The organism is Nonomuraea sp. NPDC050404 (assembly GCF_040655495.1).
Taxonomy (GTDB): Bacteria; Actinomycetota; Actinomycetes; order Streptosporangiales; family Streptosporangiaceae; genus Nonomuraea.
The window spans coordinates 1-17,681 of the sequence record NZ_JBFAKB010000026.1 but is presented as its reverse complement, the minus strand read 5'-3'; the positions used below and the strand labels follow the sequence as shown (position 1 = coordinate 17,681).

At 69.7% G+C, this 17,681-nt stretch carries 16 protein-coding genes and 1 pseudogene; 10 read left to right on the top strand and 7 right to left on the bottom strand.

The window, feature by feature from the left end; genetic code table 11:
* The first annotated feature begins 161 nt into the window (after positions 1 to 161).
* Together aroA and rsgA are read left to right on the top strand one after the other, a co-directional pair.
* Positions 162 to 1,595, top strand: coding sequence for a 3-phosphoshikimate 1-carboxyvinyltransferase (gene aroA, locus AB0I81_RS48100; protein WP_360673004.1), 1,434 nt, complete (start codon positions 162 to 164; stop codon positions 1,593 to 1,595).
* Between the two features lie 245 nt (positions 1,596 to 1,840).
* Positions 1,841 to 2,869: pseudogene (gene rsgA / locus AB0I81_RS48095) on the top strand (ribosome small subunit-dependent GTPase A); the annotation flags it as partial.
* A 257-nt stretch (positions 2,870 to 3,126) separates the two neighbouring features.
* Here the strand turns inward: rsgA and AB0I81_RS48090 are convergent.
* The gene (locus AB0I81_RS48090) at positions 3,127 to 3,933 is read right to left on the bottom strand and encodes a hypothetical protein (protein WP_360673001.1); all 807 of its coding nucleotides are present in this window, start codon (positions 3,931 to 3,933) and stop codon (positions 3,127 to 3,129) included.
* Between the two features lie 144 nt (positions 3,934 to 4,077).
* On the opposite strand from AB0I81_RS48090, the gene hisN reads away from it, so the two are divergent.
* On the top strand, positions 4,078 to 4,875 hold the full coding sequence (hisN, locus tag AB0I81_RS48085) for a histidinol-phosphatase (RefSeq protein WP_360673444.1): 798 nt from the start codon (positions 4,078 to 4,080) through the stop codon (positions 4,873 to 4,875).
* On the opposite strand, the gene AB0I81_RS48080 is transcribed toward hisN, so the two are convergent.
* On the bottom strand, positions 4,872 to 6,569 hold the full coding sequence (locus AB0I81_RS48080) for a right-handed parallel beta-helix repeat-containing protein (protein WP_360672998.1): 1,698 nt from the start codon (positions 6,567 to 6,569) through the stop codon (positions 4,872 to 4,874). The two genes, hisN and AB0I81_RS48080, sit on opposite strands and share 4 nt — an antisense overlap.
* 63 nt (positions 6,570 to 6,632) lie before the next feature.
* Here AB0I81_RS48080 and AB0I81_RS48075 point away from each other — a divergent pair, with 63 nt between their 5' ends.
* On the top strand, positions 6,633 to 7,469 hold the full coding sequence (locus tag AB0I81_RS48075) for a TetR/AcrR family transcriptional regulator (protein WP_360672995.1): 837 nt from the start codon (positions 6,633 to 6,635) through the stop codon (positions 7,467 to 7,469).
* Positions 7,470 to 7,507: 38 nt separating this feature from the next.
* On the opposite strand, the gene AB0I81_RS48070 is transcribed toward AB0I81_RS48075, so the two are convergent.
* A complete protein-coding gene (locus AB0I81_RS48070; protein WP_360672992.1) occupies positions 7,508 to 8,293 on the bottom strand; it encodes a fructosamine kinase family protein in 786 nt (261 codons plus the stop codon).
* Complete coding sequence (locus AB0I81_RS48065) at positions 8,280 to 8,753, bottom strand: low molecular weight protein-tyrosine-phosphatase (protein ID WP_360672989.1); 474 nt, start codon at positions 8,751 to 8,753, stop codon at positions 8,280 to 8,282. The genes AB0I81_RS48070 and AB0I81_RS48065 overlap by 14 nt, the downstream gene beginning before the upstream one ends.
* A 339-nt stretch (positions 8,754 to 9,092) precedes the next feature.
* Between AB0I81_RS48065 and pstS the strand changes: the two genes are divergently transcribed.
* From pstS to AB0I81_RS48040, 5 genes are read left to right on the top strand one after another with little or no spacing between them, the layout of a single operon-like run.
* Positions 9,093 to 10,208, top strand: coding sequence for a phosphate ABC transporter substrate-binding protein PstS (gene pstS, locus AB0I81_RS48060; protein ID WP_360672986.1), 1,116 nt, complete (start codon positions 9,093 to 9,095; stop codon positions 10,206 to 10,208).
* A 6-nt stretch (positions 10,209 to 10,214) separates the two neighbouring features.
* Positions 10,215 to 11,195, top strand: coding sequence for a phosphate ABC transporter permease subunit PstC (gene pstC, locus AB0I81_RS48055; RefSeq protein WP_360672983.1), 981 nt, complete (start codon positions 10,215 to 10,217; stop codon positions 11,193 to 11,195).
* A complete protein-coding gene (gene pstA, locus AB0I81_RS48050) occupies positions 11,192 to 12,067 on the top strand; it encodes a phosphate ABC transporter permease PstA (RefSeq protein WP_360672980.1) in 876 nt (291 codons plus the stop codon). Before pstC ends, pstA begins: the two co-directional genes overlap by 4 nt.
* Before the next feature lie 14 nt (positions 12,068 to 12,081).
* The gene (gene pstB, locus AB0I81_RS48045) at positions 12,082 to 12,858 is read left to right on the top strand and encodes a phosphate ABC transporter ATP-binding protein PstB (protein ID WP_360672977.1); all 777 of its coding nucleotides are present in this window, start codon (positions 12,082 to 12,084) and stop codon (positions 12,856 to 12,858) included.
* Complete coding sequence (locus tag AB0I81_RS48040; protein ID WP_360672974.1) at positions 12,858 to 13,583, top strand: response regulator transcription factor; 726 nt, start codon at positions 12,858 to 12,860, stop codon at positions 13,581 to 13,583. Before pstB ends, AB0I81_RS48040 begins: the two co-directional genes overlap by 1 nt.
* A gap of 10 nt (positions 13,584 to 13,593) precedes the next feature.
* On the opposite strand, the gene AB0I81_RS48035 is transcribed toward AB0I81_RS48040, so the two are convergent.
* Both AB0I81_RS48035 and AB0I81_RS48030 read right to left on the bottom strand, forming a co-directional pair.
* Positions 13,594 to 14,364: a serine hydrolase gene (locus AB0I81_RS48035; protein WP_360672971.1), complete on the bottom strand. Its 771-nt coding sequence runs from the start codon at positions 14,362 to 14,364 to the stop codon at positions 13,594 to 13,596.
* Between the two features lie 300 nt (positions 14,365 to 14,664).
* Positions 14,665 to 15,498: a phenylalanine 4-monooxygenase gene (locus AB0I81_RS48030; protein ID WP_360672968.1), complete on the bottom strand. Its 834-nt coding sequence runs from the start codon at positions 15,496 to 15,498 to the stop codon at positions 14,665 to 14,667.
* Positions 15,499 to 15,679: 181 nt separating this feature from the next.
* Here AB0I81_RS48030 and AB0I81_RS48025 point away from each other — a divergent pair, with 181 nt between their 5' ends.
* Positions 15,680 to 16,177, top strand: coding sequence for an Lrp/AsnC family transcriptional regulator (locus AB0I81_RS48025; RefSeq protein WP_360672965.1), 498 nt, complete (start codon positions 15,680 to 15,682; stop codon positions 16,175 to 16,177).
* An 872-nt stretch (positions 16,178 to 17,049) separates the two neighbouring features.
* On the opposite strand, the gene AB0I81_RS48020 is transcribed toward AB0I81_RS48025, so the two are convergent.
* On the bottom strand, positions 17,050 to 17,205 hold the full coding sequence (locus AB0I81_RS48020) for a hypothetical protein (protein ID WP_360672962.1): 156 nt from the start codon (positions 17,203 to 17,205) through the stop codon (positions 17,050 to 17,052).
* Positions 17,206 to 17,681: the final 476 nt, after the last annotated feature.

Genomic DNA, 17,681 nt, shown 5'->3' with positions numbered 1-17,681 from the left:
CACTGCCACGTCGCGCCCGCGCCCGCATGCCCCGGCCACGCACCCCGCCGCTACCTGGCTCACCTCGGCCGCGCGCCCTGTCCCGGCCGCCCGGCCACGCACTGTCGGAACCCGTCCATCAGCCATGCGACCTGCCCCGCCGCGACCGATACGCTTTGACCATGTCCGCTCCGCACTGGCCCGCACCGGCGGCGACCGGCCCGGTCACCGCCACCGTCCCGCTGCCCGGCTCCAAGTCGGTGACCAACCGCGCGCTCCTGCTCGCCGCGCTCGCCGACGGCCCGGGGGTCGTGCGCCAGGCGCTGCGCAGCCGCGACGCGGACCTGATGGTCTCGGCGCTGCGTGCCCTGGGCACGACGCTGACGGCCACACGGGAGAGCGCCGCGGGGGTCGACTGGCAGGTGACGCCGGGCCCGATCCGCGGCGGCGGCCGCATCGACGTCGGGCTGGCGGGCACGGTCATGCGGTTCGTGCCGCCGATGGCCGCGCTGGCGGACGGCCCGGTCTTCTTCGACGGCGACCCGCACGCGCGCAAACGCCCAATGGGCCCCATTCTCGACGCGCTGCGCTCGCTCGGGGCGCGCATCGACAACGACGCGCTGCCGTTCACGATCAGCGGACCGCCGACCGGCGGCGAGGTCACGCTGGACGCGTCGGGATCGTCCCAGTTCGTCTCGGGCCTGCTGCTGACCGCGGCCCGGTTCGAGAAGGGCGTCACGATCCGCCACGTGGGCCCGCCGGTGCCCTCGCAGCCGCACATCGAGATGACCGTGGAGATGCTCAGGGCGGTCGGCGTGACGGTGGACGTCGGTGAGCGCGACGTGTGGCGCGTGCTGCCCGGCCCGATCGCGGCCAGGGACATGACGGTGGAGCCCGACCTGTCCAACGCGGCCCCGTTCCTGGCGGCGGCGCTGGTTTCGGGCGGCACGGTGACGATCCCCGGCTGGCCGGCACGGACCACGCAGGCGGGCGACGCACTGCGCGGCCTGCTCACCTCCATGGGCGCCACAGTCACCCGCGCCACCAACCGACCCGGCACCGCCAACCGGACCAGCACCACCAACCGGACCAGCACCGCCGACCAAACCGGCACCACCAACCGGCCCGGCACCACCGACCAGACCAGCACCACCGACCAGACCGGCACCACCGACGGGACAGGTGCGGCGGATCGGGCCGACGTCGCTGAGCTGGTGGTCAGCGGGACCGGTGCGATCACCGGTATCGACGTTGACCTGCGTGAGGTGGGCGAGCTGACCCCGACGATCGCCGCCCTGGCGGCGCTGGCCTCGACGCCCAGCCGGATCCGGGGTGTCAGCCATCTGCGCGGCCACGAGACCGACCGCCTCGCCGCGCTCGCCACCGAGATCAACCGCCTGGGCGGCGACGCCGAGGAGACCGATGACGGCCTGATCATCCGCCCCCGCCCGCTGCGCGGCGGCCTCTTCCACAGCTACGACGACCACCGCATGGCCACGGCCGGCGCGGTGCTCGGCCTGGCCGTGCCGGGTGTCGAGGTGGAGAACATCGCGACCACCGCCAAGACCCTGCCGGAGTTCGTACGGATGTGGACGGCGATGCTGGAATCCCCATGACCCACCGGCCACCGATACCCACCCTTGAGGGCTGGTTTCACCGCAGGAGCGCCGGGCACTTCGGAGAGGGGCGGCTCGTTGGCTCGTTGTGGCGTGCTGCCCGCACGGCGACGAGATCCAGACGGCAGGACGCTCGGCGTCCGCGGCTCCGACACCGGCTACCCGGAGACCTACCAGGCACCGCCCGCGCGTGCCGACAGTCCACCAGCACAACAGAGGGGTAACGAGCGTATGGGAGCGGACCGCTGAGCAAGCGGCAGTACGACGAGGACGACGTACGGGTCAGGCCAGGCAAGGGCTCCAGGCCCAGGACCCGGATCCGTCCCGCGCACGAGGACGCCGTCGAGGGGTTCGTGGTGGCCGTGGACCGGGGCCGCTACACGACGCTGGTCGAGCCGGAGCGCCCGAAGGGCTCGGCCCAGAAGCGCAAGCCGCCCCAGCGCCGGCTCGTGATGGCCATGAAGGCCCGCGAGCTGGGCCGCAAGGGCATCGTGGTGGGCGACAGGGTGGCGCTGGTCGGAGACGTCTCCGGCCGCCCCGACACGCTGGCCAGGGTCGTACGCGTGGAGCCGCGCACCTCGATGTTGCGCCGCTCGGCCGACGACACCGAGGACACCGACGGCATAGAGCGCCCGGTCGTGGCCAACGCCGACCAGCTCGTCATCGTGACCGCGCTGGCCGACCCGCCACCCCGTCCGCGCATGATCGACAGGATCCTGGTGGCGGCCTTCGACGCCGAGATCGACACCCTGCTCTGCCTCACCAAGTCCGACCTCGCCCCGCCCGACGAGCTGGTGTCCCTCTACGAACCGCTGGGCGTGCCGCACGTCGTGGTGCACAAGGGCGCCGCCCTCGACGAGCTGCGCGACCACCTGACCGGGCGCATCAGCGTACTGGTGGGGCATTCAGGCGTGGGCAAGTCCACGCTGGTCAACGCCCTGGTCCCGGACGCCAACCGGGCCGTCTCGCAGGTCAACGCGGTCACCGGCCGGGGCCGCCACACCTCCACCTCGGCCGTGGCACTGGAGTTGCCCGAGGGCGGCTGGATCATCGACACACCGGGCGTGCGCAGCTTCGGGCTGGCCCACGTGTCGGTGGAGACGGTGCTGGCGGCCTTCCCCGACCTGATCGAGCGTACGGTGGACTGCCCGAAGGGCTGCACGCACCTGGGTGACGGCTGCGCGCTGGACGCGTGGGTGGCGGCGGGCAAGGCCGACCCCGCCCGCCTGGAGTCCCTGCGCCGCCTGCTCTCCAGCCGCGAGGGCACCCTGGACAGCCGCGAAAGCGCCCCTGACAACCGCGAGAGCGCCCCCGACAGCCGCGAGAGCGTCCCAGACAGCCGTGAGGACCCCCCTGACAACCGCGAGAGCGTCCCGGACAGCCGTGAGGACGCCCCTGACGACCCGGCGGCCGCGTCCCGGCGCGAGCCCGTCGGGGATGAGGCGGCGCCCTGAGACAGCCCGGCGAGGCAGCCCGGCGGTCAGCCCGGCGAGACAGCCCGGCGAGACAGCCCGGCGAGACAGCCCGGCGGTCAGGACCAGGCCAGTTCCCACCACTGGACCGGGCGAACGGCCCGCAGCACGGCGAGCACGTCCTCCTGCGTCGCCACTTCGTTGTAGGCCTCGATGAACGCGTCCCCGCGCACGGCGAACAGCAACATGCCAGGGTCGCTCTCGTCTCTCCAGACCCCGTCCGCCACCTCGCGGCAGTCGTTCGCTCCCGACTCGGCGACGTCCGCGCAAGCCGACCGGGGCGTCTTCTCGCTCCTCCGCTCGACCTGGAGCATCAGCTCCTGACCGTCGCGTGACCGTTCGTAGGAGAGGATGAGGTGCCTGCCGTCATCGACGGTGACGTCGGTGAGGCGATAGTCCGGCAGCTTGGCGGCAACAAGGGGCAATCCATCGCGAACCGCCGTCTGGGCGGCGACCAGCACCGTGATGGAGTCCCGTCCCAGCAGGGCGGTGACGCTGAAGACCGCGAACGCCCCGACCGCGGTCAGTCGCGCCGCCCGTCCCGCCGGCACCACCCAGAACGTGGCCAGCGCGAAGCCGAGCGCGCACAACCCCATGAAGGCCGGATAACCGACCCACCCGGTCATTCCCGCCAGTTCCGCAGGTGTGACCGGCAGCATGCCGAAACACGCGATGGCGCCGACCGGTCCCAGGAGCGCCACCAGCCACCATCGGGGGAGCCTGCCCCAGTAGGACAGCGCCAGGCTCAGCGGAACGGGCACCAGCAGCATCATGAGAAGCGTGAACACACTCAGGTGGGCGGCCAGCGCGGCTTCCGTGAGGCCGACCACGGCTCCCACCAGAGCCGCCCGGATCAAGGCGTTCATGCCCGATCATCAGCCATGACCGGGCCCGCCTGTCAACCACAACTACCCAAAGGGGCCATATCGGCCCCTCCGGAATCAGAGTTACCAGAAAAGGGGCGCTCGCGACTGATGTTCTGGATAGCCGACACGGTAGCGTGGGCGATCGTGCAGGGTTATTCCGATGATCTTCGTCTCGCGCATGTCATGGCGGATGCCGCCGATGACCTGACCATGCGGCGGTTCAAGGCGGTCGATCTCAAGATCGAGACCAAGCCGGATCTGACGCCGGTGAGCGACGCCGACCGTGCCGTGGAGGAGGCCATCCGGGGCACGCTGCGCCGCGCCAGGCCACGCGACGCCGTGGTGGGCGAGGAGTTCGGCAAGACCGGGTGGGGCGCCAGGTCGTGGATCATCGACCCCATCGACGGCACCAAGAACTACGTGCGCGGCGTCCCGGTGTGGGCCACGCTGATCGCGCTCATGGAGTACGGCAGGGTCGTCGTCGGCCTGGTGTCGGCCCCCGCGCTCGGCCGGCGCTGGTGGGCGGCGGCCGAGGGCGGGGCGTGGACGGGCAAGAGCCTGACCAAGGCTTCCCGCATGCGGGTCTCGTCCGTCTCGACGCTGGATGACGCCTCGTTCTCCTACTCCAGCCTGCACGGCTGGGAGAAGGCCGGCAAGCTCGACAACTTCGTCGGCCTGACCCGCGCCTGCTGGCGTACGCGGGCCTACGGCGACTTCTGGTCGCACATGATGGTCGCCGAGGGTTCGGTGGACCTGTCGGCCGAGCCGGAGCTGTCCCCGTGGGACATGGCCGCGCTCACCGTGATCGTCGAGGAGGCCGGCGGCGTCTGGACGGACGTGGCGGGGGTCAAGGGCCTGGAGGGCGGCAGCCTCGTCTGCACGAACGGCGTCCTGCACAACGAGGTGATCGACCGGCTCAACGGCACCTCGATCAGGAGCTAGCCGCGCAGGAGACCGGCCCGGGACCGGATCGCCTCGGTGGCGGCGTTCAGGTCGTGTTCATCTTTGAGCGTCACATTCCCCTCGTACGTCACCCCGCTCGGCGGATTGTCGTGCCCCAGCGGATCGGCGTCCCAGAAGTTGCCACGGAAGACGACGTCCGACAGCGGCGGCCCCACGTGCAGCACGCTCGTGTTGTCGGCGTGCATGACCACGTTCTCCTCGACCGTCACCCAGCTGGCCCCGTAGTCGAGGTAGAGCCCGAAGTTGTACGGCGTGCGCGTGTCCTTGATCACGTTGCCCCGCACCTCGGCCCCGTTCTCCGGCCCGTCGCCCTGGGGTCCCGACATGTAGACCCCGCCCCCGTCGGCCAGCACCTGCAAGGTGTCCACGGTCAGGTTGCGCAGGATCCTGGTGCCTTCGCCCACCCCGGCCACGATGCCGCAGTGGGGCACCTGCGTGACCTCGTTGTGCGCGACGACGCATCCGTTCGTGCCGGTCACCGAGATCCCCGGCGACCCGCTGTACTCCAGCCCCGTCCGCCGCACCCGGTTGTCCTCGATCGTGGGCCCCCGGCCGCCGGACACCATGATCGCCCCGGCGGACAGCGTGTCGAAGTCACAACCGCGCACCGCGAACCCGTCGCCTCCGGAGATGCCCAGCCCGGTGGCTCCGAGCCGGGTGAACCGGCACCCCTCGACGGTCCCTGACGTGTCCTCGAACGTCACGCAGGCCGGAATCGTGACGGAAGCGGCAGGATACGTCACGGAGGAGCCTTCCCCCAGCTCGGCCGTCTCGACGCCGCCGCCCTCGTAGTAGCCGCTGCCGTGGTAGTGCACGAAACCCCCGGGCCGGCCGGGCCGCAGCCACGTCGCCTCGGCGAACACCAGGCCCCTGAACGCCACGTCGCGCGTGCCCTCGACGCTCACCAGCCGCTCCAGGACCGGCGCGACCACCCGCGTACGCGCCGGGTCCTCGCCCGGCAGGGGCAGGTACATCAGCACGTGCTCCCCCGGCCGGGACCGGTCGAGCACGAAGGTGCCAGGCTCGCGCAGGAAGCCGGGGTGGTTCTCGACGCTGGTGGGCAGGCCGGGACCGTGGGAGGTGTTGCCTTCCCAGGTGGAGTTGTACAGCTCGGTGGCCCACCCGAAGCCCGGTTCCGCCATGGTGATCGCCGTCCCGTCCCCGTCGGCCGCGACCCCGGCCACGGAAAGGCGGGCCTCCGTCCAGGGGTAGACGCCCCGGTAGACGAACTCGACGCCCCGCCACTCGCGCGGCTCGGCGCTGTCGGTGACGTAGCCGGTCGCGGTGACGGTAGCCGTGCCGGGCAGGCCGGGGACGGCGGCGCGGGCGGCCCGGCGGCCGTCCACGTAGAGCTGGCGGATCTCCAGGTCGCCGACGTCGGCCAGCCAGACGCCGTCCTGCTCCCGCAATCCGGAGATGGGCCGGCCGCCGCTCACGACGGCCTCCTCCTTTTCTGGCGTGCCGTAACCGTAGGCCTGGTACGTGGTCCCCGAGTCGGCCTCCGTGAGCTCGAACGTCCCGGCCGGAACGTGGGTCCCGCCCCTGAGGGACACCACGGCCTCGCCGGAAACCTCGCGGGCCGCCGACCTGGCCCGCTCCAGGGTGCGGAACGGCCTGTCCACGGACCCTGGCCCGGAGTCGTCCCCTGTGGGAGCGACGTGGAAGTGGAACATCTCATACCGCCTTCCTGTTTATGCTGTACACATAGTCGTACACCATAAACTAGGATGATGCCAATGACGCCGGATCCCGACCGCGGAGTCGAGCTGCTGTGGCGGCAGGAGGAGGGGCGCGAGCCGCGACCCGGCCTGTCTGTGGCCAGGATCGTGCGCGCGGCCATCGAGCTGGCCGACGCCGAGGGCCTGGAGGGCCTGTCCATGCGCAAGGTCGCCGACCGGCTGGGCTTCACCACCATGTCCCTCTACCGCCACGTGCCCGGCCGCGACCAGCTCGTCGAGCTCATGCGCGACGAGGTCATGGGCGAGCGCCCGCCGGACGCCGATCGGCCTTCCGGCTGGCGCGCCGGGCTGGCGGCGGTCGCCAGGCAGGCGCTGGAGCTGCGCATGCGGCACCCGTGGCTGGCCGAGGTACGCGGCACCCGGCACATCCCCGGCCCCAACGCCGTCGCGCAGTATGACCGCATGCTCGCGACCCTGACCGGCACCGCGCTCAGGCCCTCTGAGGTGATCGCGGTCGTCGGCCTGATCGGCCGCCTCGTGGACGCCGAGGCCCTGCTCATTGTCGAGACGCGGCGCGAGGAGCAGCGCAGCGGCGTGTCGGAACAGGAGTGGTGGGGCTCCCGCGACGCCCTGTACGAGCAGCTCAACCACTACCCCACGATCACCCGCCTGTGGGAGACGGGCGGCTGGGACCACCCGGAGGACTCCTTCGAGTTCGGCCTGCGCCGCCTCCTGGACGGCATCGAGGTCCTCATCCGCGAACGTGATGAAAACCGTGACGAAACATGTCCCGAGTGCGGCAACCCCCTGGACCCCGCGACCTCGGGCCGCCCCCGCGTCTACTGCTCCCGCGCCTGCCAGCAACGCGCCTACCGCAAGCGCCAGAAAAGCTAGAGCGCCGAAGCCCACCGCACCACACTCAAGCTAGAGGGCTAGAGCGTCAGCACCCGCCGCACCGCGCCCATCAACCCGTCGCGATAGCTCCCCCCGTACAGCACCACGTGCACGAGCAGCGGATGCAGCTGATGCAGCGGCACCCGCCCCTTCCACCCCTCCGCCATCGGCCACTCCTCCCGGTAGGCCCCCAGCACCCGATCGAGGTACGGCAACCCGAACAACTCCAGCATCGCCAGATCCGTCTCCCGATGCCCCCCATGGGCCGCCGGATCGATCAGCACCCCGCCCCCACCGGACCACAACACGTTCCCGCTCCACAGATCCCCATGGATCCGCGCGGGCGGCTCCGCGGGCCCCGCGACCTCCGCGAAGCGCCCCACGGCCCGCTCCACCAGCGCCACGTCAGAGGCGGGCAGCCGCGCCATCCGCAGGAACGGCAACACCCGCCGCTCGGCGTAGAAGGACGGCCAGTCGTCGGCTGGCGCGTTGTCCATGGGCAGGTCGGCGATGAACCCGGCCCATGGCGCACCGAAGCCCGGCGCGCCCGCCCGATGCAGCCGGGCCAGCGACCGCCCGAACCGCTCGGCCGACGCCGTGGTGGGCGGCTCCTGACGTACCCAGGACATCACGAGGCGGTCGGGCGCCACCTCGATCACCTCGGGCACGGCGATGGCCTCGCCCAGCCAGCGCAGCCCGGCGGCCTCGGAGGCGAAGGCGTCCGGGGCGGGCCCGCTCTTCTCCAGCACCTCGCGCCCGTCCTCCAGCACACCCCGCCGCAGCCGGCAGCCGTGCGAGGAGCCCAGGTCCTCAGTCGATCTCATCGGCGATGTGCTTGGCCGCGCCCTCGGCGGCCGACTCGACCAGCCGGAGCACCTCTTCAAATCCCTCCCGGCCCCCGTAGTACGGGTCCGGCACCTCGGCGCCCTCCGGCGCGGCCGGGTCGAACGAGCGGAACAACCGCACCTCGGCCCCGGAGGGCGCCAACCGGCGCAGGGTGGACAGATTGTCCCGGTCCATGGCGATCACGAGATCATAGCGGTCGAACCAATCTTTGGTGAACTGCCGGGCTCGATGCGCCGAGCCGTCGTACCCGTACTGGGACAGGATCTCCAGCGCCCGCTCGTCCATGGGATCCCCGGCGTGCCACCCGCCGGTTCCGGCGCTCTCGACGGTGACGCGGTCCTCCAGGCCGCGGTCGGCCAGAGTCCGGCGGAGCACCACCTCCGCCATAGGTGAACGGCAGATGTTCCCCATGCACACCAGGCATACGCGATAAGACATACACCCATTGTGACCACCGCCGGCGGCACGCTCCAAGGTGATCAGCAAGTGAAGAGCAGGAGTAGGGCTCATTAATCGCGAATAGCCCCCTCAGTTTCGCGAAAAACCCCATATGGGACGTAATGTGCACTCGCCGCCGCAGCCGGAACCCGGACCCCATGCTCGCTCTGAGCAAAGAGTGGGTAACACTCTGCTATGGCCGCAGTTCAAACCACCCCATCGCGAATGCAGCGCGCCGACCGGCAGCGTTCACCGCCTGTTCATCTGCTCTCGGGTGGCGAGTCACTTTCGCGGCATAGCTTTCCTGGCGACTAAGGACCAAGTGGGAGGAACCCAACCGTGAAGTATGCAAGCCGGCTCGCCGCCGTCGCCGTCGTCGGCGCGCTCTCGCTCGCTGCGTGCGGCACTGATAACAACAACCCCGGGAGCAGTGGCACCTCCTCTGCCAGCGCATCCGCTGCCGCCGGGAGTGCCAGCAGCCTGAGTGGCTCGATCAACGCCGCGGGCTCCTCTGCCCAGGCCAACGCGATCACCGAGTGGACGAAGAACTTCACGGCCACGAACCCTGGTGTGACCCTCAACTACCAGCCCAGCGGCTCCGGCGCGGGTGTGCAGGCCTTCATTCAGGGCCAGGTCGCCTTCGCCGGCTCCGACTCGGCGCTGAAGGACGACGAGCCCGCCCAGGCCGACGCCCGCTGCAAGACCGGCAAGGCGATCAACATCCCGATGGTGACCGGCCCGGTCGCGGTCGTCTACAACCTGCCTGGTGTCGAGGGCCTGCAGCTCACCCCCAAGACGCTCGCCGGGATCTTCAACAGCAAGATCACCAAGTGGGACGACGCGGCCATCAAGGCCGACAACCCCAACGCCACGCTGCCCTCCACCCCGATCGACGCGGTCCACCGCTCCGACGAGTCGGGCACCAGCGACAACTTCACCAAGTTCCTCAAGGCCACGGCCGAGGCCGACTGGCCGTACGAGCCGGCCAAGGCCTGGCCCGCCGAGGCCAAGGGCACCGGCGCCAAGGGCTCCGACCAGATCGCCGCCAGCGTCAAGGACTCCGAAGGCGCGATCAGCTACGTCGAGATGTCCTACGCCGAGAACTCCTCGCTGCAGACGGCCAAGGTCGCCAACGGCGCCGGCGAGTTCGTCGAGCTCACCGGTGAGAGCGCGGCCAAGACGGTCGAGACCGCCGAGATCAAGGGCACCGGCAACGACCTCGCCCTGTCGATCGACTACGCCACCAAGACCCCGGGCGCCTACCCGATCGTCCTGGTGACGTACGAGATCACCTGTGAGAAGGGCCTGGCCGCCGACCAGCTGCCCGTGGTCAAGGGCTTCCTCGAGTACACCTCCAGCGACGAGGGCCAGGCCGCGCTCAAGGAGCTCGGTTACGCCCCGCTGTCGGGCACCCTGCTCGAGAAGGTCCGGACCGCGGTCAAGGCGATCTCCTAAGTCCCCATGACGACAAACGTACGTACCCGTGACGGCGGATCGGCCACTGACCGGTCCGCCTCGCGGCGATCCCATGGTGAAGCACCCTTCAGGATCGTCTCCACCGGGGCCGGCGTCCTCCTGCTGGGGATCATGGCGGCCATCGCCGTGTTCCTCATCGCCGAGGCCCTCCCCGCCCTGCAGGCGAACAAGGGCAACTTCCTCACCGAGCTGGTCTGGGAGCCGAACAGCAGTGGCGTGTTCGGCATCGCGGCACTGGCGTTCGGCACCGTGCTCAGCTCGGCGCTCGCACTCGTCATCGCCACCCCGGTCGCGGTCGGCGTCGCGCTGTTCATCTCCCACTACGCGCCCCGCCGCCTGGCGGCTCCCCTGGGCTACCTGGTCGACCTGCTCGCCGCCGTGCCCAGCGTGGTCTACGGCCTGTGGGGCGTGGCGTTCCTGGTGCCCCTGCTCAGGACCCCGTCGCAGTGGCTCAACGAGAACCTCGGCTGGTTCCCGCTGTTCGCCGGCGAAGGCGTCATCGGCGGCAAGACCATGCTCGCCGGTGGCATCGTCCTGGCCATCATGATCCTTCCCATCATCGCGGCCATCTCGCGCGAGGTCTTCCTCCAGGCGCCGAAGATGAACGAGGAGGCGGCGCTCGCCCTCGGCGCGACCCGCTGGGAGATGATCAGGATGGCCGTGCTGCCGTTCGGCCGCCCCGGCGTCATCAGCGCCGCCATGCTCGGCCTGGGCCGCGCCATGGGTGAGACCATCGCGGTCGCGCTGATCTTCCCGGCCACCTTCGACATCACCTTCCAGATCCTGACCCCCAACGCCAACAGCATCGCGGCGAACATCGCCAACGGATACGGCGAGGCGACCGACATCGGCCGGGGCGCGCTGATCGCCTCCGGTCTGGTGCTGTTCGTCATCACGTTGCTGGTCAACATTGCCGCGCGGGCGGTCATCAACCGCCGCAAGGAGTACGCGAGGGCCGGCGCATGACAACGATCCAGCACATCTCGACCGGCCGCCGGATCAAGGACAAGTTCGTCCAGGGCCTGGTCTATCTCGCGTTCGCACTCGCCGTGGTCCCGCTGGTCTCCGTGCTCTGGCTGGTCATCTCCAACGGCATGGCCCGCTTCGACCTGGAGTTCCTCACCCACTCGATGAACGGCATCGGGGCCAGGGACGCCGGCGGCGGCGCGTACCACGCCATCCTGGGCACACTCGAACAGGTCCTGCTGGCCTCCCTCATCTCGGTGCCCATCGGCCTGTTCACCGCCATCTACCTGGTCGAATACGGCAACGGCGGCCGGCTCAGCCGGGCCATCAGCTTCTTCGTGGACGTCATGACCGGCGTCCCTTCCGTCGTTGCGGGCCTGTTCGTCTTCGCGTTCTGGATCCTCTTCCTCGGCTTCCAGTACTCGGGCTGGGCGGGCGCGCTCGCGCTGTCGATCCTGATGATGCCGACCGTCGTCAGGTCCGCGGAGGAGATGTTGCGCCTGGTGCCCAACGACCTGCGCGAGGCCTCGTACGCGCTGGGCGTGCCCAAGTGGCGCACCATCGTCAAGGTCGTGCTGCCGACCGCGTTCACCGGCATCGTCACCGGCGTCATGCTGGCCGTGGCCCGGGTGGCAGGTGAGACGGCCCCGCTGCTGATGACGGTGTTCTTCACGAACAGCATCAACAACGACCCGTTCAGCGGGCCGCAGCTGGGTCTGCCCCTGTTCGTCTTCGACCAGGCGGCCCGTCCCAACGACACCGCCATCGACCGGGCGTGGACCGGCGCCCTAACGCTCATCCTGATCGTCATGCTGCTCAACCTGGTGGCGCGCCTGATCGCGTGGTGGCGCGCGCCCGCCAGGGGCCGATAGGGGGTTTCACCGAAATGTCCAAGCAGATCCAGGTCTCGGGTCTGGACGCGTTCTACGGGTCGCACAAGGCGATCGAGGACGTGTCGATGACCATCGAGCCCCGTTCGATCACCGCCTTCATCGGCCCGTCGGGATGCGGCAAGTCGACGTTCCTGCGCACGCTCAACCGCATGCACGAGGTCATCCCCGGCGCACGCGTGACGGGCAAGGTGCTGCTCGACGGCGACGACCTGTACGCCCCGACCGTCGAGCCCGTCTCGGTCCGCCGGATGATCGGCATGGTCTTCCAGCGCCCCAACCCGTTCCCGACGATGTCGATCTACGAGAACGTGGCCGCCGGGCTCCGGCTCAACGGCCGCGTCAACAAGTCCCAGATGGACGGCATCGTCGAGGAGTCGCTGAAGGGCGCCAACCTCTGGAACGAGGTCAAGGACCGGCTCACCAAGCCCGGCGCCGGCCTGTCCGGCGGTCAGCAGCAGCGCCTCTGCATCGCCCGCGCCATCGCGGTCAAGCCGGAGGTCCTGCTGATGGACGAGCCGTGCTCGGCGCTCGACCCGATCTCCACGCTGGCCATCGAGGACCTGATGGCCAAGCTGAAGGATCAGTACACGATCGTCATCGTCACGCACAACATGCAGCAGGCCGCCCGGGTCAGCGACAGGACCGCGTTCTTCAACCTGGCCGAGCAGGGCAAGCCCGGCAAGGTCGTCGAGATGGACGAGACGTCCCGCATGTTCACCAACCCTTCGCAGAAGGCTACCGAGGACTACATCACGGGACGCTTCGGCTGATGACCCAACCGCAGGCGGCATCCACGGTGAACGGGGACACGAGGACCAAGCCCGTACTGCTCATCGCCGACCCCGACAGCGCCGTCGTGGAGGATCTGGCCACCGCCCTCGAACGTGAGGGCGTGGCCGTCACCGGCGCCCCCGACGGCGCCCAAGGGCTGCTGCAGGCGGGCGCCCTCCAGCCGGACGTGGTGCTCGTCTCGGCCACGCTGCCGGTCATCGACCCAGTGGAGTTCGTCCGTGCGGTACGGCTCGCGCGTGCCGTACCCGTGCTGCTCGGCGTCGGCGAAGGCCACGCCGAGCAGGCCGTACGCGCCCTCGCGGCGGGCGCCGCCGCCTGCGTGGCCAGGCCCTACCGGGTGCCGGAGCTGCTGCCGTTCATCCAGGCGGCCTCGCCCGAGTCCCGCAAGGTGCTGGCCGTGGGCGGGGTCGAGCTGGACGTGCAGGCCTACCAGGTACGCGTGGGCGGCCGGGCGGTGCATCTGCCTCTGCGGGAGTTCGAACTGCTGCAGTACCTGATGCGCAACGCCGACCGCACGGTCACCCGCGAGCAGATCATGCGCCACGTCTGGCACGCCGCCGCGAACACCTCGACGAACACCATAGCGGTGCACGTCAAACGGCTGCGGGCGCGCCTGGGCGACGAGGACGACCAGCTCATCCAGACCGTACGCGGGGTGGGCTACCGGCTGGTCACACCACGCCTGTCCGGCAGTCCCGCATGACCTCCCCCGGTCACGTTTCGCGGCATGTCCGGAAATCTCGCATGATCCGCTCGGCGACGCCTTCGACGGTCGCGATGCCGTACCCCACCTCGGGGCTCCCCTCGGTGAGTACGGCGACGGCGTAATCGCGCCCGTCACCCCTGATCAGCCCCACGCTGATCGTGGCCCAGCGCTTGGTCGAGACACGTTTGAGCCAGCCGTTCTTCAGCGCCACCCGTTCCCCCCGGCACGCGGCGGCGCTGATGCCCCAGTCCTGGCCGTCCACGACCGCGCCCATCAGCCTCAGCACCTGCTCGCGATCCTCGGCCTTGAGCGGGCTCTTCCGCGACACCAGGCCCTGCATGAGCCGTACCTGATCATCCACCGACGTCCGGGTGATCCCCCAGCAGTACAGGTCCTCACAGGCTCCCGGCACCCCGCGCGTGTGCCTCAGCCCGAACGCCTCCCCCGCCTTCGTGAACCCCGCCGCACCCCCGATGCGCGACCACAGGCGGTCGGCCGCGTGGTTGTCGCTGTAGCGGATCATCATCTCGGCGTCCCGCCTGACCTCCGCGGACAACCTCTTCCACGTTGTACGCAGCAGCAGCGCGACGAGGATCTGAACCTTGGCCGTGCTGGCGGTGATCAGCCGCTCGCCCGCGTTGTACCGATAGGTCCGCCCGGTGGCCAGATCCTTCACCATGGCGGTCACCGGCCCTCGCCGCCCCGCCAGGTATGTGTCGAGGCGCCGCGCGATCCGCTTCCCCGGCACCGCCCGCACCGCTTCCCGCCCCACACTCATCTCAACCACCCTGGCCCGCCCTGCCTCCACCCCACGGACGGCGGCGGACACGGGAGCGGACAACTCGGAGCCGGAAGGCATAGCGGCCATCTCAGCGGGCAACCGCCGATCCGCTATCACCAGCGGCAAAGCCAGAGCAACCAGGACGACCAGCCGAGGCACCGCCCTCCGCATGACCTGTCGTGGCGTCGCCTTCGGAATGCCCCGTATGCCCTGATCTGGTGTCGTGCCCTGATGTGGTGTCGCCTTCGCCCCGGCCGCGATCACCCGAGCATTATCACGAAGTTTCCCAACAACCCGCTAGACACCAACGGCGATCAATTTCGCGATCGAATCATCGTCACACGTGTCCCAGAACCCTCCCACGACGTCCTCCAGATGCTGAAGCGACTCGGCCCGGAACAGCACATCCTGATATTTCGTGATGTCGTACTCCATGCTCCCCATAGCCGCAAGATCCAGCTCCCGGATGTCCATCCCCCGGAACTCCTCGATCTCCCCATACGACGACAGAATCCCCGCTCCGTACGCCTTGAGCTCGCCGCCCTCCCGCATCACCCCGAACTCCAGCGTGAACCAGAACACCTTCGAAACGAACTCCAGCGCCTCCTCCGTCTCCACCCGCCGAGCGGCCTGCCCGGCCAGCCGATAGAGCGCCGCGTACCGGGAGTTCGCCAGTGCGTTGGCATGCCCGATCACCTCGTGAACGACGTCCGGCTCCGGCGTGTAGAACGGCACGGAATGATGCCGGATGTACTGCGTGGAGTGAAAGAACCCCTCCGCCAGCACCCCGTAGAACTCCCGCAGAGGCACCAGCCCCGCAGCCGGCAGATACCGGAACCCGGTCAACGGCTCCAGCAACTCCGACACCTCTTCGAGCTGCGGAATCCGTGTCGCGGGCAGCCCCAGCCTCGCGGCCCCCTCCAGATACTCGGCCGTGGCGTACGCGGCGTGCTTGACCTTCAACTCACGCGTGACCGCCGCCCAGACCTCATGCTCCGCCCCGGTGTACTCGGCAGCGGGAATGGGCGTCCCCCGCCGATAGTTGACCGCCAGTTCCGCGATCGCGTTCCGCCGCGCCCGATAAACCGGATCCGCAAACCCCGGATGCGACTCCGCCAACTCGACCACCACCGACCCATCGTCCTGAGCCGTCAGCGGTGCGAAGTACTGAGCTTCCTCGAACATGCCCCATATGACAGCAACCCCGCCACAAACTGGCAAGAGCGCCCAATCCAACTGCGCGATACGCTCATTTCCGTACGGAAACCACCGACTTCACTGACCGAATCGCACAGTCCCACAAGGACCACCCATGGACGATCTAGACACCAAACTCCTGGTGACCATGCGCGCCAACCCCCGAATCGGCCTCACCGAACTCTCCCGCCTCCTCGGCGTCGCCAGAGGCACAGTGCAGGCCCGCGTCGAGAAGCTGACCAACGCCGGCGTGATCGAAGACTTCGGCCCCACCGTCTCTCCACCCAAGGCCGGCTACCCAATCCTGGCGTTCGTCTGGCTACAGATCGCCCAGGGCCGCCTGGACGAGGCCGTCACCGCACTGAGGGCGGTCCCACAAATCCTCGAGGCCCACGGCACCAGCGGCCAACACGACCTTCTCTGCCGCGTAGTGGCCCGCACAACGGACCACCTACAAGAGATCATCGCCCACATCCTGACCTCACCAGCAATCCAACGCACCGACACCACCATCGCCCTCTCCACCCAGATCCCCCACCGAATAGAACCCTTCCTGAAAACCACCACTACAAACGCGCAACCCAGCCCCCGCCACCTCCGCAATCCAGCCTGAACCCCTCCACACATCCAAATCCCGCACCCCAGTCCAAGCCCCGCACCCAACAGGAACCGAACCTCAGCACTACCCCCTGCATCGCCACCACCGCCAACGAGCCTCAGGACCCTCGGGTGCCTGTATTGCTGCACAACCCGAGACTCATAAGCCAGCCCAACAAGCGCCACCCCGCGCAGCACGAAAGCCCGACCGACGCCAAAAGGCCCCCGGCGCACGCCCGCCGCTACTACCTCCGCAAACGTGCCAGGGCCCAGCGCGGATCCAGCATCGAACCCATGCCCCTGCAGGAGCCTCAGCCCAGAGCGGGTGCTGCCACCTCCGCATACGAGCTCGGAACCGTAACCTGCATCCGGCACCAAAAGCCCTGACCCCACAGAACCCTCAGCCACAGGCCAGTGTCGCTATCACCGCACACGACCCGGGCCCGAGCACGCATCCAGACCGTGCAACCAGCAGGCCCCTCAGCCCCCGGGCGAGCGGGTGCCGCTCCCACCGCACACGGCCCCGAGCCCGAGCACGCATCCCAAGCCGTGCACAACCAACAGGGACTTCAGCCCAGGGCGGGCGGGTGCCGCTCCCACCGCAGCCCAGCCTGCACTCCCGGCACACGTCAGGGGCCCTGGCGCTGGCACCTACGGCACGCCCTCAGACGTTGGCACCCCAGCTCCAGGCCCCACTAGAGGCCCCCGCCAACCGGCCGGGAACCCTCAACCACCCGCTACCCGCCAGACCCTGAGCCCACAGCCAGCCGACCAGAGCCTCCGCCCACCGCCAGGCAGGCAGGCAGGCAGGCAGGCAGGCAGGCAGGCAGGCAGGCAGGCAGGCAGGCAGGCAGCCGGATCCTAAGCCCACCGCTGGCCGGCTGGATCCTAAGCCTGGGCCAGGCCGCCCACGATCACCGCCAGGCCCAGGGTGACGCCGCTGACCGTGCCCACCCAGGCCCACCGCCAACTTGCCGGGCTCTCCACCCACCACCAGCCGACCGAACTGTTCAGCCACCGCCAGCCGACCAGGCTCCCGCCCACAGCTCAGCTGGCCGGGCTCTCCGCCCACCGCCAACCTGGCCGGTCCCCGAGCCCACCGCCAGCCGACCCAAACTGTCCGCCCAGCGCCATCCGGCCGGACTCTCGAGCCACCGCCAACCTGGCCGAACCCCGAGCCCACCGCCAGCCGTCTGGACTCTCCGGCCACCATCGGCCAACCGGACCCTCAACCCGCCTCCGATGCCACCGTGCCGATCGGCACCTCCGATGCCACCGTGCCGATCAGTACCGGCAGTGCCGGAACCGGGGCTGGGGCTGGGGCTGGGGCTGGGGCTGGGGCTGGGGCTGGGGCTGGGGCTGGGGCCGGCGGCCCGGGGCTGGCGGCTGAGGGCCGGGGGCCGGGGAATGTCCCGGGAAACGAGAAAAGGGCCCCGACGCGTCAGCGTCGAGGCCCTTCCCCTCATACAAAGATTGTCCGGCGGTGACCTACTCTCCCACACCCTCCCGAGTGCAGTACC

Excerpts from the sequence above, each read along its gene's own strand:
- aroA (WP_360673004.1), top strand. The coding sequence starts at position 162 with ATGTCCGCTCCGCACTGGCCCGCACCGGCGGCGACCGGCCCGGTCACC.
- AB0I81_RS48090 (WP_360673001.1), bottom strand. The coding sequence starts at position 3,933 with ATGAACGCCTTGATCCGGGCGGCTCTGGTGGGAGCCGTGGTCGGCCTC.
- AB0I81_RS48080 (WP_360672998.1), bottom strand. The coding sequence starts at position 6,569 with ATGTTCCACTTCCACGTCGCTCCCACAGGGGACGACTCCGGGCCAGGG.
- AB0I81_RS48075 (WP_360672995.1), top strand. The coding sequence starts at position 6,633 with ATGACGCCGGATCCCGACCGCGGAGTCGAGCTGCTGTGGCGGCAGGAG.
- AB0I81_RS48070 (WP_360672992.1), bottom strand. The coding sequence starts at position 8,293 with ATGAGATCGACTGAGGACCTGGGCTCCTCGCACGGCTGCCGGCTGCGG.
- AB0I81_RS48065 (WP_360672989.1), bottom strand. The coding sequence starts at position 8,753 with ATGTCTTATCGCGTATGCCTGGTGTGCATGGGGAACATCTGCCGTTCA.
- pstC (WP_360672983.1), top strand. The coding sequence starts at position 10,215 with ATGACGACAAACGTACGTACCCGTGACGGCGGATCGGCCACTGACCGG.
- pstA (WP_360672980.1), top strand. The coding sequence starts at position 11,192 with ATGACAACGATCCAGCACATCTCGACCGGCCGCCGGATCAAGGACAAG.
- pstB (WP_360672977.1), top strand. The coding sequence starts at position 12,082 with ATGTCCAAGCAGATCCAGGTCTCGGGTCTGGACGCGTTCTACGGGTCG.
- AB0I81_RS48040 (WP_360672974.1), top strand. The coding sequence starts at position 12,858 with ATGACCCAACCGCAGGCGGCATCCACGGTGAACGGGGACACGAGGACC.
- AB0I81_RS48035 (WP_360672971.1), bottom strand. The coding sequence starts at position 14,364 with ATGAGTGTGGGGCGGGAAGCGGTGCGGGCGGTGCCGGGGAAGCGGATC.
- AB0I81_RS48025 (WP_360672965.1), top strand. The coding sequence starts at position 15,680 with ATGGACGATCTAGACACCAAACTCCTGGTGACCATGCGCGCCAACCCC.